We start from the raw sequence: 13,956 nt of genomic DNA, 5'->3' as shown, positions 1-13,956 counted from the left end.
TTTAAAAAAACTGTCGTCTTTCCAGTGATATATCGGTCTATGCTGAACCGGGGGACGACAGGGGCCGCGAGGTCAGATTTTCGACTTGAACACGCCCTTCGAACTTCTTGGCGTCCCTGTGCAACAGAATGACCTGTTCAGCCTCCGACAGGCTGTCCGCCGCCGTTTCCTGAAAGATTTCCATCGCGCCATTGGCCGCGGTGGCGGCTTTCGGGTAGACGACGGTAAAGCGCTGGCGCACGCCACGCAGCTTCTCTTCGCCGAGTTTTCCCCATTCGCAATCGGTGTAGCTGGAGAATGCCTGGCTCGCGACGACCTCGGTCGAATATTTCTTGGTCAGGGATTGCAGCCGTTCCACCTCGTTGACGGCTGCCCCGAAGGCCGAGAACGTCAATCGGTCCTTCAATCCGACATTGCCGAACATGACGTTGCCGACATGAAGGCCTATTCCGTAGCGGACCTCGCTCAGGCCGCGCGACTGGCGGTCGCTGTTGAGCGCAACGACACGACGCTGCGCCTCGAAAACAGCCGACAAAGCCGCCTCGCAGGCCACTTTGGACGGGTCCTTGTGCCGTCCGCACGGATAGACGGCGAGAAACCCGTCACCGAGAAAGCTCAGGATTTCGCCTCCGTTGCGATTGAACGGGGCTGCGATCGCGTCAAAGAACTCGTTCAGCGTATCGATATAGGCCTGACGCCCTTCCTTTTCGGCATAGACGGTCGATTGCCGCATATCGCCCATGACCAGCGCCGCACGGATGGTCTCGCCGTCACCGCGGCGGATCTGCCCATTCAGCACACGCTTTCCGGCGTCGCCGCCGAGATAGGTGGTCAGCATATTGTTGGCGAGCCTGCCGAGAACCGCCATCTTGGCAGCCATGGCCAGATGGTTCTGCATGCGCATCAAAGCGCCGATCATATCCTCGCTGAACCCGCCGATACTATCTGTAGACCAGGAGCCCATCATGCCCTGGACCGAGCCTGCGCCGAAGGTCTGTACGAAGGCCATGTAGTCGGTGACGCTCTCCCTGCGCAGGTCCTCGAAGATCGGAAACTCGACCGCGCCGTCCACATCGATCCTGCGGCGCAGATGCTGAAGATTGTTGGAAAGAAGATAGTAGTAGGGGCTCTGCATGAAGCGCTCCGGCTTCTCGTTCACATGCCGGTAGCCCTCGATCGTCAGACCGCCGGAGCGCCGCCAGGTGAAACCGAGCGCGTCATAAAGCGGGTGAAGCATGGAAAAGGTGAGATGCACGCGGGCGATCGGCATTCCCGTCGCCGCCATGCGTTCGCAGAAGCCTCGAACGATGGTCTCGAGATTTTCGCCGGTCAACGCAGCCTGCGTCAACCATTCCGCCACTTTATCGAGAAGAATATCAGAAACATTCGAATGAATAGTCATTATCCCCGCGGCCTATCCTGCAGTGCCTGATGCCCCGTCCCGGCCATGAAACGCCGACGATTTCGCCGGCGCCCATTTCCAGAACCTCCGGCCTGTCGGTAAGGCCGGATGAAACCATCATGCTAAATCATCGACACCCTCTTTCACCAGAGAGCATCGACATCAGAAAATTCGACTGCGTTTTCCCGCGCCCCCGCACACGAAATGCAGCAGATGACAGCCGCAGCAAGCAGCGACTCTCGTTTTGTTCTCTTTCAGATAAGGCGCATATGCCGCTGAAACAATGGGCAAAAATAACAGTGATCGAGAAAATCAAGTCCACGACCCGTGCCAGCTGCAGGTGCTATCCGAAAAGTCACTCGCCTGCGGCCAGCTCAGGCGGCCTCTTCTGCCGCAAGGCCATGGCCGCCATCGCATACCCTCCACTTGCGCCATCGATGAAATGCATATGATCCCGCATGAGCGGAGTGGGCACGAAACACGTCATCAGCGCGCTGTCCTGCCGGTGCAGCCCGTAGCGACAGATCCCTTCAGCCTCGGCCTGGCGCAAACGCTCCTCGATGCGGGCGCGATGCGCGGCATCGACGTCGATGGTCATTTTCAGGCCATCGTCGAATTTGCGGAAATCGGAATTCGCGGCAAGATCGCGCCGGTAGATCTTGGCATCAAAGGTTGCCGTTTTCACGCCGAACTTGTCGAGCACCCAGACAAGCGCAATCTGGGCGTCGATGGCGAGCTTGCGCCACCTGCGATGGGGGGGCGATACAGCGGCGCGCGCCTCCATGTCGACACCATCGAAGTTGAGCGCCGGCGTCGGCCCCTCGACGGGTACGGGATGGCCGTCGCGATTTTGTTCGGCGGAAATGGCGATGATATCGGCAACCAGCTGCCGGAACTTCGGGCCATTGCCGGCATCGCCGGGAATGGCGATGATGGAAACGATCTCGCCGTTCTGCGCCTTGATCGGGTTCCAGCGGCAGGAAAGGCCCGTCAGGTCCGGCTCGCTGTCGGTCGTCGTCGCTTCGACGATGAAGTGCCCTGTTTTCATCTGCTTTTCCGCCCAGCTCGTCCCGCCGCCGGAAAACATCGCGTAGGACACATAGTCGCTCGGGCTGAAGCGGGCGACCCGCACATCGAGGCCTTCGCCGCGGATAGCGCTCATCGGCACCAAAGCCGTGCGCAGATCGAGATGCAGTTCCGCCATCACCCAGCCGCGAACGGCGGCAAGCGCCCGGCGAACCCGCTCCTCTCCCGTTGGCGGAATGGCCACCAACGCACCATCCCCGCCGAAGGCAAAGGGATAGTCGCCCCTGTCCAGGGCGTTAAGCACGGCGGAAATCACGCTCGCGCCCGCCATGTTGACGGATTTGTAGTGGCCGGCGGCAATCGCCTTCGTCGAGCTGACAATATCGGCGATCGCAATCAGCCAGTCATCCGGCAGAGGCTGATAGTTGGCGCCATCGGTGACGCCCTCGAAACGGGTGAAGCCCGTAATCCCATGGAAGAAATCATCTCTGGATGGCCCGGCCATGACGTTTCCCCCTTCAGTGAGCGCCGCGACAATCTATCCCTACAGCAAATGCATCGAAAAGCCAGCCGACGGTCGACGCCACGATGCAGGCCGTGCTACTCCCGCTGACGGAGAGGCACAACACGCCAAGGATACTTCAGATACGATGAGCCGCCTGGATAGTTTCATTCGCCGCCTGAGCGCACAACGCGACATCCTCAATGCCGTTGCCGATGAGGTCAGGGCGATCGATGGCCCCGTGCTGGAACTGGGTCTCGGCAATGGCCGTACATTCGACCATCTGCGCGAGCTCTTCCAGGATCGCCGCATCGTCGCATTCGATCGCGCGGCCAATGCCTACGGCCCCTCCATGCCATCGGCCGACAATCTCATTCTCGGCGAGATCAAGGATACGGCCAGGACCTTCGTCGGCGCGAACGCCTCGCTTGCCCATGCCGATATTGGCACCGGCTACGAAGACAAGGATGCGGTGACGCTGACCTGGCTGCCTCAGATCATGGCCGGCGTGCTGGCATCGGGGGGGCTCGCGGTCAGCGGCCTTCCTCTCGATCACCCCGATCTCCAGGCACTGCCCTTGCCCTCGAGCGTCAAGGAAGGGCGCTATTTCATCTATCGCCGCCGATAGAACGGTTCAGCCTCACCCCAGAAACAGAACGTCGAACTGCTCGCCTTCGGTGGGCAGCTCGATCACTTTCATGGCCCGCTCGCCATCTTCGAAAAAGGCGAGGCATTCGCTGTAGTGCGCGGCGAGATCGGCAATGAAGCCTCTGGTCTGATCCTTGCCGTAGAAGGCCGGCGTGAATTCCATGTAGAGCGGCACTTTGCGGGCCATCAGCGCGACCATCGAGCGGCAGGCCACCGGCTCATAGCCCTCGATATCCATCCAGATCAGCCCGACATCGGCGGGATCGATACCAGCCTGCAGAAGAATATCCGGGACGGGACGGACCGGGACGGAGATCTTTTCGTCAGTCGGGCTTTGGCGCAAGGCGCTGCTTTTGCCATGGTTCTTACGATTGAGGTAGAAGTCGAGCTGCCCTTCGCGGTCGCCGGCGGCGCAGTTGACCGCGGTCACTCTCCCCTCCAGGCCGTTGTCGGCGATGTTGATCGACAGCAGCCGGAAATTGCGCGGATCCGGCTCGACAGTGACGAGACGTCCGTACGCGCCGCTGAGAGCAAAATAGCATGTCTGCGTGCCGATATTGCCGCCGAGTTCCAGCAGGGCCGAGCCCTTGCGCAACAGGCCGCGTTCACGCAGCACGCCCAGCAGCCGATCGACGTGGTCGCGCTCGAAATGACCTTTGCGAAAGACCTTGCGGCCGATGTAGTCGGCCGGCGAGAAGCTCAGGACATGATCGCCGCAATCCACCGTCACGGTCCTGACGCGCGGGCCGAGCGCGCTGACAAGGATGTCCCGGCCCAGGCGCGTGTCGAACAGGCGCACGGCGATCGCATCCCGCTTCCTACGGAACGCACGTTTCCAGTATTTTTTCGAGAGGAACTTGCGGTCGAACATGAGGAGCATCCCTACACGAGGGCCTTGCCGTTGCAAACGGAGAACATCGGCGGATGCGCCGCCGGTTCGCTATCCGGATCGTCAGGCGAAACGGCCGCTCGCCTCCTTCGAAACGATATAAACCCGCAAGGGCTCGCCACGGCCGCGAACGGCGATCTCGCGGCTTTCGACACCGGCGGTATCGACCTCGGAAAGCTGTGCGACCGGCTCGGAAAAGACGAGCGCGCTGTTGAATTCCTTGGCAACGCTTTCCAGCCGGCTGGCGACATTGACGGTATCGCCGATCGCCGTCACGTTCTTGACGCTGCCATATCCCATGGAACCGACAACGGCCGAGCCGGTGTGAAGGCCGATGGCGATTTCGAGAGGGGCGGCCAGCTCATCGGCCAGCTCGGCACTGAGCTTGTCGATTTCCTGAATGATCGCGGCGGCCGCTTTCAACGCCTGGCGGTTGGCCTCCTTCGGGGTCGTGCGAAGACCGAAGAGCGCCATGGCGCCATCGCCGATGAATTTGTCCATCCGGCCGCCATTTTCCTCGATGATGCGGCCGACGATGGCGAAATAGCGATTGAGCAGGAAGACGATATCGAAGGGCAGGCGCGATTCCGTCAGCGACGTGAAGTGGCGCAGATCGCAGAAGAAGACCACGATCTCGCGTTCGCGGCCGGGGCTGGCGGTCTGGCTGTAGACGGGGATCGTCGCTTCCGCCATCGGCGTCAGGAGGGGGATGACGCTGATGTTGCCCGTCGGGCGCAGCTGACAGGCAAGCCGGACATCCGGGGTGGCACCGATACGGTTCAGCGTCTTCTGTTCCATCGGCTCCGGCGGCGGCGGGTTTTCGGCGCCTTCGACGATCTGGACACGGCACGTCGAGCATTGGCCCTTGCCCCCGCAGACGGAGTAATGCGGAATGCCGCCGAGGCGGCTTGCCTCGAGGACGCTGAAGCCGCGCGGCGCATGCACCACCTCTCCGCCCGCATAGCGGATGGCGACCTGGTGCTGCCGTTCGCGCAGCCTGCGATGCGCCCGAAAGGCAAAGAGAGTGACGATCGACAGGCTGAAGGCGCCGTAGAACCCGGCCCGATATGGCCATGTGGCCTCGGTCATCCGGTTACCCGGCGCGGAACCGGCCTCGCCGTAGCTTCGCACGTCGCTGTAATAGCCGCCGGGGTAGCCGCGCTCATCCTCCTGGGCTGCCTCATGCGCAACGGTCTTGCCCATAGCGGCAAAGCCGAGCAAGGCAAGAACCGGCAAAACGATGGCGAAGGCCAGCATGACAGGGGCGATGGTCATGTACCAGGAACGATACCGCAGCCAGAAATGAACGCCGATGCAGCCATGAAGCCATACGACCAGAAGCACGAGCGACTGACGTACGCCCATAACGGGCGAGGTTATCCACAAAGTGCGCACGATGGCCCGGTATGTGTCGTGGTAGCCGTAAACCTCGTGGACGACGCGGGTGCCGACGATATGATCGATCAGGAGCAGCGGCACCAAAAGGCCGGTGACGATCTGGAAGGCCTCGCCCGCAGGCATGACCAGCGTCCGGCGCATATACAGCAGCCGCAGCACCAGCGAGATATGGACGATCAATGCCCCGTAAAGAAGCGCAGTTCCCACGGGATTGCGCCAAACCACCAGGAACCAGTGTTGCGCGCGCTCGGCCACGCCGATCGAAATCAGCCCGAGAGAATGATTGGCCAGGTGCATGATCACGAAGGAAAAAACGACCAGACCCGAGCCAAGGCGGAACTTTCGCACGAGACGGTCGGAAATGATTGGCTTTCTTGCCTCGCTGGTCATCAAACCCAATGTATATTGCCCGTTCACAACAGGTGGGAAAACGGCTATCGCCTACTCATCTAGCCGCAACTCCGCATGCTGTCGAGAATGCGGCCTTTTGAAGCAGGGACCTTATTGTCACGCAACCGGTCGGAATTCGGGCAATCCTCTCACAATTCGGGCTCGTGCCATCACTTAATCGTCAACCGTGTGCCGGCAGCATGAAGATCGCCTTCTACGCCCCCTTGAAGTCTCCCAGCCACCCTGTCCCGTCCGGCGACCGCCTGATGGCACGGCAGATCATCGCGGCGCTTAAAATGGCGGGACATCAGGTCGAGATCGCCTCCGAACTGCGCAGTTTCACGCCGACGCCCGAGGCGGGATCGCTGGCGGGGATTGCCCTGTTGGCCGAGAAGGAACTCATCCGGTTGCGGGAGCGCTGGCAAGGCGAGCAGCCGCCCGACCTCTGGTTCACCTATCATCCCTATTACAAGACGCCCGATCTCATCGGCCCGCGAATCGCCCGCGAGATCAACATTCCCTATGTTACGGCGGAAGCTTCCTATTCCCGCCGCCATGACGACAATGGCTGGGGTGAAAACCAGCGCCTGGTTGCCGATGCGGTGCGGCTTGCCGCCGTCAACCTGTGCTTTACCGAACGGGACCGGATCGGCTTGTCGGATGCAATCCCCGATGGCCGCTACGAGCGCTTCCTGCCCTTCATCGATATTGCGCCCTTCTCACGCCACCTGCCGGATCCACGGCGGCTGATCACCGTCGCCATGCTCAGGAAGGGGGATAAGTTCAAGAGCTATGCCATGCTGGCAAGCGCGCTCGATATCATCCGCGATCAGGATTGGAGTCTGACCATCATCGGCGACGGGCCGATGCGAGCCGAGGTAAGGTCGCTGTTCTCCACCTTCGGCGAAGGCCGGATCATCTGGCGCGGGGAACGCTCCACCGCCGAGATCGCCGGGGAACTTGCAACGGCCGGCCTCTATGTCTGGCCCGGCTGCAACGAGGCGTACGGCCTTGCCTACCTCGAGGCACAGGCAGCAGGCCTGCCCGTGATCGCGCAGGCGACGGCCGGCGTGCCGGAAGTGGTGATGGCCGGCGGGACGGGCCTGCTGACGCCGGAAGGCGACCTTGATGCCTATGCCCAGGCCATCGCCCAGCTTTTGAACGATCAGACCCGACGGCAGACGATGGCGGACGCAGCCTACGACTTCGTCCGCCAAGAGCGCTCCTTGACCGCCGCGTCGAAGCGTCTTGAAACCATTCTTCGAAACTATCTGGGAGATACCTGTTATGAGCGATAAGGCCGAATGGCAGCCCTTGCGCGACGAGCTTCGGCGATGGAGCGACGCCGGACGAAAGGCGAAGTTCTGGTTCCGTGATGACGACGCTATCGAACCGACCCCTGCCCTCGATCGGCTGCTGTCGCTTTCCGATCGTTTCGATGTGCCAATGGCATTGGCGATCATCCCCGGCCCTACCGGAGAAGCGTTGGCCGAACGGCTGGCCCGCGAAGACCGCATCACGGCCACGGTGCATGGCTGGACACACCGGAACTATGCTCCCGACGACACCAAGAAGCAGGAACTCGGCCTGCACAGGCCCCAGGCAGTCGTGCTTGACGAGCTTCACCGCGGCTTCGACAAGCTGAAGGCGCTTTATCCCTCGCAGTTCGTTCCGTTGCTGGTGCCGCCATGGAACAGGATCGACGACGCGCTGCTGCCACACCTCGCTCCCTTCGGCTATCGCGCCGTTTCCGTCTTCGGACTGGCAAGGCAGGCTCCCATCGGTCTCATCAACACGCATATCGACATCATGAGATGGCATGGCGCGCGCGGAGGATTACCGCATGACGAAGTGATCGGGCGCCTCGTGGAAGAACTTCAGAACCGCTTCGACGGCAATGACGAGCCTATCGGCGTGATGACGCATCATCTCGTCCACGACGATCTCGCCTGGAGTCTCGTCGAGACGCTGTTTGAGGAAACGGCCGGCCATGCCGCCATCGAATGGCGGCCGGTCGGAGAGTTCGTACATTAGAACAATTCCGGGAAAAGTGAGCGGCGGTTTCCCGTCTGGAATCGCGTAAAAGCAAGGAGATAGAGCGGGTCCGCGGTTCCGTTAAGCGCGGACCCGCTCCGGCATCGATCCGCAGCTTCGGCTTGTCGCGGCGGGCCCTCAGAGCTGCAGCGATTGTCCGTCAAAGGCGACGAACGCTTCGGGAAAGCTCTTCTGCGCGTCGCGCTGCATCTCGTCGAGCTCGCTGTCCGTGCGGCCGGGCGCGTGATGGAAAAGGGCAAGCCGCTTGGCGCCAGCCTTCTTGGCGAGCTTGACGCCCTCCTGCCATGTGGAATGTCCGAAGCCCAGATATTTCGACATCTCGGCTTCGAGGTAGGTCGCGTCGTAGATCGCGAGATCGGCGTCGGCCATCAAGGCTAGCGCGGCTTCATCCAGTTGCCCGGCTACGTGCTCGGTATCGTAGACCATGGCGATGACCCGGCCGGACCATTCGATGCGATAGCCGATGCACCCGCCCGGATGGTTCAGCCGCGCCGTATGAATGACGATGCCCGGATGCGGCTTCAGCGTGTCGCCTGCGGCAAAGTCGCGAAAGCTCATCTCGGCGCGACAGATATCGGGCTCGACGGGGAACCACGGCGGCCGCATGAACTGGCCAATCATCTGCCGTGTCGTCGTCTTGCCGGCCAGATGGCCCGACCAGAGATCGACGCTGACGCGCGGATCGTAGATCGCGTTGAAGAACGGCAGACCGATGATGTGATCGTAGTGCGAATGGGTGAAGAAGAGATCGATATCGCGAACCCCCTCTTTCGCAAGCGACGCGGCCGCTTCGCGCAACCCGGTCCCGGCGTCGAATAAGATATGCCTGCCGTCATGCCGTAACTCGATGCATGACGTATTCCCGCCGTACCGCTCAAATTCCGGTCCCGATACAGGGATACTCCCCCGCACGCCCCAAAACTTCAGCTCGAAACTATCGTTGTTCATGGAAGTTTTTACACCATTCCCCTTTCGGTCAAAAAAAGCACACTTTTGCTATCGTGCGAAGCCAGCAAATTCCAAAAGTCGCGCGGTGGTAAAAACTGGATCCCATCGTCCGGCCGACGCTGATCGTTGGGCGGATGGCCGCCAACGGATCGCACAGACCTAATATAGGTATGGTATGACAAAATAGATAAGGGCCGGGTTGACGCCCCGCTTCTGCGCTCTATCACGAGATCATGACTGCGGCGGACCCGCCGGTGTCGACAAGGCAGGCACTGGCAATGGGCCTGCGCCCTTGTCGCCGCCTTACAGCGTTGCCGCCGACCGCGCGGCCTGTTCATAATAGCCGGAGAGAGCCCGGAGATGCGAGGCGATATCCGAGAGACCGTCCTGCGACAGGCCTGACACCTTGGTCGCCTCCACCAGCAGCCGCTCGCGAATTTCGGTATACCGCCTCAACGCGTCCAGGCCCTTGTCGGTGACACGGATGGTCTTTTCCTTGCCGGCCTTGCCGCTTTTGACGAGCCCCGCCGCCTCCAGCTTCTTGACGGCGTAATTGGCGACATGGGTATCCTCGATGTCGAGCACGAGGCAGAGATCGGCGAGCGTCTTCGGCCTGTCGCGATGTCGCACGGAATGGATGATCAGGATCTCGACCGGCGAAAGACCGGGCACGCCGGCTGCCGCCATGCAGCGCACCAGCCAGCGATTGAAGGCATGGGAAAAGAGGATCGATCCATATTCCAGCTCGGACAAGGCCGGCGAACTGCCGCCTGCAAGATGGGCTGACGATACGATCAATTCGCGTCGTTCACTCTTTTCCTCAGACGTCACCTGAAAACTCCTCAGAACCGGATCAAGGCACCTGCAGACTGCCGAGGCCGGGCGGTCGATTGCCGTCCGGCCTCGCCGTCATGTTCCTATTCGTCCCGCTTTCCGTAGCCGCCGCCGGTGGGGGTAACGACCGTGAAAGCCTCGCCCGCCTCGAGCACGGTATGAGCCGAGCCGATCAGCTCGTCGATCGTGCCATCGTTGCGGCGGACGTAGTTGCGGCCGGTTTGCCCCGCTTCACCGCCCTTGACGCCAAAGGGCGCCACGCGCCGATGACCCGACAGGATAGCGAATTCCAGCTTTTCGCGGGTGCGGATGGTGCGCTGCGTGCCGTTGCCGGCATTCCACTTGCCGCGCCCGCCGGAATGCGGACGAATGTGAAAATCTTCCAGCACGACCGGAAAGCGCGTCTCCAGGATTTCCGGATCGGTGAGCCGCGAATTGGTCATGTGCGTATGCACGGCATCGGCGCCGTTGAAGCCTGGTCCCGCCGGTGCGCCGGAGCAGATCGTCTCGTAATACTGATAGACGTCGTTGCCGAAGGTCAGATTGTTCATCGTGCCTTGCGCCGCGGCGAGCGCCTCGACAGCACCGAACAGGCAGTTGGTCACGGCCTGGCTGACCTCGACATTGCCGGCGACGACGGCGGCCGGATATTTCGGCGTCAGCATCGTGCCTTCGGGAATGATGATCCGGATCGGCCGGAGGCAGCCGGCATTCATCGGAATATCCGCCTCGACGAGAACGCGGAAGACGTAGAGCACGGCCGCGCGCGTCACCGGCTGCGGCGCGTTGAAATTGTCCGGCCGCTGCGGTGATGTGCCGGTGAAATCGACCGTCGCCTCGCGCTTGTCCTTGTCGATCGAGATCTTGACGACGATCTTGCAGCCCTGATCCATTTCGTAGGTGAACGCGCCATCCGACAGACGGTCGAGAACGCGGCGCACGCTTTCCGCCGCATTGTCCTGAACATGCCCCATATAGGCGTCGACGACATCTTCGCCGAAGAGCGCGATCATCTTCTTCAGCTCGGCCACGCCCTTTTCGTTGGCGGCAACCTGAGCCTTGAGATCGTTGACATTCTGCGCGAGCGTGCGCACCGGATAGCGGGCACCCGTGAGCAGCTTCGTCAGCTCTTCCTCGCAGAAACGGCCACGATCGAGCAGCTTGAAATTGTCGATATAGACGCCTTCTTCCTCGATATGGGTGGCGAGCGGCGACATGGACCCTGGCGAAATGCCGCCGATATCGGCATGGTGGCCGCGGCTGGCGACCCAGAAACGGATGCTCTTGCCGGCATCGTCGAAGACCGGCGTGCAGACGGTGAGATCGGGCAGATGCGTGCCGCCATTGTAGGGCGCATTGATCAGGAAGACGTCGCCCGGATGAATGATCGGATTTTCGCGAATAGCCGTTGCCACGGACGCATCCATGGACCCCAGATGCACCGGCATATGCGGCGCGTTGGCGACCAGATTGCCTTGCGCGTCGAAGACGGCGCAGGAGAAATCCAGCCGTTCCTTGATATTGACCGAATAGGCGGTGTTCTGCAGCGTCATGCCCATCTGCTCGGCGATGGACATGAAGAGATTGTTGAAGATCTCCAGCATGACGGGGTCGGCCTTGGTGCCGATGGCATTGCGCTCCGGCAGCGCCTTGATGCGCTTGAGGACGATATGATCCTTGAGCGTCAGTTGCCCCTGCCAGCCGTCCTCGATGACGATCGTCTGGTTGGGCTCGATGATGATGGCCGGGCCGGTGACGGTCTGTCCGGGCTCGATCGCATGGCGCAGGACAACGGCCGCATCATGGCTCTCGCCGCCGGAATAGAAGCTGGTGCGCCTTGCGGCCCGCGCCTCGCCCTCTCCGGTCGCTTCGAGCTTGACCGCGATATCGGCCGCCGCGCCGCCGATCGTTTCGATCTCCACGGCCTCGACGACCAAGGGCTTGTCCTCGGCAACGAAGCCGAAGCGGCGCTTGTGCAGCGTCTCGAACTGACTGCGCAGCCGCGCGGGGTCATCAACCTCGGGGAAGGTCGTCTCCACCGCCAGAATGGTGTCGGTGCCGGCATAGCGGATATGCGCGCGCTGGACGGTCTTGATCTCAGCCGTCGCAACGCCCTGCGCTTCCAGCTCGGGCAGGCATTCGCCGCGCAATTCGCTGCCAAGGGCGGTGATGGCGGCCGGGGCGGCGGCGTCGAGCGGGACGCCGAGCGCCTTCTGGCGCGTTGCCCTGATATCGGCAAGCCCCATGCCGTAGGCGGAAAGAAGGCCGGACATCGGATGCAGGAGGATGCTCTTCATGCCGAGCGCATCGGCAACCAGGCAGGCGTGCTGCCCGCCTGCGCCGCCGAAGCAATTGAGCGCATAGCGCGTCACGTCATAGCCGCGCTGCACGGAGATCTTCTTGATCGCCTCGACCATATTGGCGACGGCGATGCGAATGAAGCCGTCGGCGACGTCCTGCGGGCTGCGGCCGTCGCCGATCTCGGCAGCGAGTTCGGCAAACTTGCCACGCACCGTCTCGACGTCGAGCGGCTGATCCTGGTCGGGGCCGAAGATGGAGGGAAAGAATTCCGGCAGCAGTTTGCCGGCCATGACATTGGCGTCGGTCACCGCCAGCGGGCCGCCATTGCGATAGCAGGCCGGCCCCGGAAAGGCGCCGGCAGAATCCGGACCGACGCGAAAACGATCGCCGTCGAAATGCAAGATCGAGCCGCCGCCTGCGGCCACGGTATGGATCAGCATCATCGGCGCGCGGACGCGGACGCCGGCCACTTCCGTCTCGAAGGCCCGCTCGTATTCGCCGTCGAAATGCGCCACATCCGTCGAGGTGCCGCCCATGTCGAAGCCGATGACATTGGCAAAGCCCGCCTGTTCGCCGGTCTTTGCAAGGCCGACCACGCCGCCGGCCGGGCCTGAGAGGATGGCATCCTTGCCCTGGAACATATCGGCTGCCGTCAACCCGCCCGAGGACATCATGAACATGACGCGCGCGCCGGTGCGCTCAACATCGAGCTCATCGCAGACCTGGCCGATATAGCGGCCGAGCACGGGCGAGAGATAGGCGTCGATCACCGCGGTATCGCCGCGCCCGACGAGCTTGATGAGCGGCGAGACCTCATGGCTGACGGAGACCTGCTCGAAGCCGATGGATCTGGCGATCCTGGCGACGGCGGCCTCATGGGCCGGAAACTTGTAGGCATGCATGAAGACGATCGCCAGCGAGCGATAGCCTTTGGCGAGAAGGTCGCGCAGCGCCGTTTCGGCTGCCTTTTCGTCCAGGGCAAGCTCGACGGTGCCATCGGCAAGCACCCGCTCCTCAATCTCGACGACATCCTCGTAAAGCGCTTCCGGCTTGACGATCTCGGTCGCGAAGATCTTCTTGCGCTCCTGATAGCCGATGCGCAGGGCATCCCTGAAGCCCTTCGTCGTCACCAGGGCAAGGCGCTCGCCCTTGCGCTCGAGCAGCGCGTTGGTGGCGACGGTAGTCCCCATCCGGACCTCGCCGATGGTCCCCTCCGGAACCGGCTCGCCCTTGCCGAGGCCGAGATGCAGGCGAATACCGTGAACGGCTGCGTCGCGATAGGCATCGGGATTTTCCGACAGGACCTTGCGGGCATGGAGAGCGCCGGACGGATCGCGCCCGACAACGTCGGTAAAGGTGCCGCCGCGATCGATCCAGAAATCCCAACGACCCGAAGTGTTCTCCGACAAATCCGCCTCCAGCAGAACGACATCAATAACAATGATAATATATCGATAAATCGTCAACGTTTTGTCGTCAACATGAATCGCGAAACACCAGTGCGGTCGACGCCAAGACGAGGATGGGCTGACCGAAGAAACAGAGCAAGGCACAATCGCGCAG

10 protein-coding genes are annotated in these 13,956 nt (G+C 61.9%); 3 read left to right on the top strand and 7 right to left on the bottom strand.

The window, feature by feature from the left end:
* Positions 1 to 37: 37 nt before the first annotated feature.
* Together ACQZ6J_RS16395 and ACQZ6J_RS16390 are read right to left on the bottom strand one after the other, a co-directional pair.
* Entirely contained in the window at positions 38 to 1,402 is a 1,365-nt protein-coding gene (locus tag ACQZ6J_RS16395) for an adenylate/guanylate cyclase domain-containing protein (RefSeq protein WP_449084840.1), read from the bottom strand.
* Positions 1,403 to 1,757: 355 nt separating this feature from the next.
* Entirely contained in the window at positions 1,758 to 2,933 is a 1,176-nt protein-coding gene (locus ACQZ6J_RS16390; protein ID WP_449084839.1) for a DUF3095 domain-containing protein, read from the bottom strand.
* Positions 2,934 to 3,078: 145 nt separating this feature from the next.
* Between ACQZ6J_RS16390 and ACQZ6J_RS16385 the strand changes: the two genes are divergently transcribed.
* On the top strand, positions 3,079 to 3,558 hold the full coding sequence (locus ACQZ6J_RS16385; protein WP_163985686.1) for a class I SAM-dependent methyltransferase: 480 nt from the start codon (positions 3,079 to 3,081) through the stop codon (positions 3,556 to 3,558).
* A 12-nt stretch (positions 3,559 to 3,570) separates the two neighbouring features.
* On the opposite strand, the gene ACQZ6J_RS16380 is transcribed toward ACQZ6J_RS16385, so the two are convergent.
* Positions 3,571 to 4,449: an FkbM family methyltransferase gene (locus ACQZ6J_RS16380; RefSeq protein ID WP_449084838.1), complete on the bottom strand. Its 879-nt coding sequence runs from the start codon at positions 4,447 to 4,449 to the stop codon at positions 3,571 to 3,573.
* Positions 4,450 to 4,530: 81 nt separating this feature from the next.
* On the bottom strand, positions 4,531 to 6,255 hold the full coding sequence (locus ACQZ6J_RS16375; RefSeq protein ID WP_449084961.1) for an adenylate/guanylate cyclase domain-containing protein: 1,725 nt from the start codon (positions 6,253 to 6,255) through the stop codon (positions 4,531 to 4,533).
* 200 nt (positions 6,256 to 6,455) lie between these two features.
* Between ACQZ6J_RS16375 and ACQZ6J_RS16370 the strand changes: the two genes are divergently transcribed.
* Positions 6,456 to 7,553, top strand: coding sequence for a glycosyltransferase family 4 protein (locus ACQZ6J_RS16370; protein WP_449084837.1), 1,098 nt, complete (start codon positions 6,456 to 6,458; stop codon positions 7,551 to 7,553).
* Entirely contained in the window at positions 7,543 to 8,289 is a 747-nt protein-coding gene (locus ACQZ6J_RS16365; RefSeq protein ID WP_163985690.1) for a polysaccharide deacetylase family protein, read from the top strand. The genes ACQZ6J_RS16370 and ACQZ6J_RS16365 overlap by 11 nt, the downstream gene beginning before the upstream one ends.
* A 138-nt stretch (positions 8,290 to 8,427) precedes the next feature.
* Here ACQZ6J_RS16365 and ACQZ6J_RS16360 read toward each other — a convergent pair whose 3' ends face one another.
* The 3 genes from ACQZ6J_RS16360 to ACQZ6J_RS16350 form a co-directional block, all read right to left on the bottom strand.
* Positions 8,428 to 9,258, bottom strand: coding sequence for an MBL fold metallo-hydrolase (locus tag ACQZ6J_RS16360; RefSeq protein ID WP_163985691.1), 831 nt, complete (start codon positions 9,256 to 9,258; stop codon positions 8,428 to 8,430).
* Positions 9,259 to 9,561: 303 nt separating this feature from the next.
* Complete coding sequence (locus ACQZ6J_RS16355) at positions 9,562 to 10,089, bottom strand: winged helix DNA-binding protein (protein ID WP_449084836.1); 528 nt, start codon at positions 10,087 to 10,089, stop codon at positions 9,562 to 9,564.
* Between the two features lie 86 nt (positions 10,090 to 10,175).
* Positions 10,176 to 13,802 carry a hydantoinase B/oxoprolinase family protein gene (locus ACQZ6J_RS16350; RefSeq protein WP_449084835.1) on the bottom strand — a complete coding sequence of 1,209 codons (3,627 nt, stop codon included), beginning with the start codon at positions 13,800 to 13,802 and terminating at the stop codon, positions 10,176 to 10,178.
* Positions 13,803 to 13,956: the final 154 nt, after the last annotated feature.

The sequence above is a fragment of the Rhizobium sp. A37_96 genome (assembly GCF_053521765.1).
This window is presented reverse-complemented; position numbering and strand designations above follow the sequence as displayed.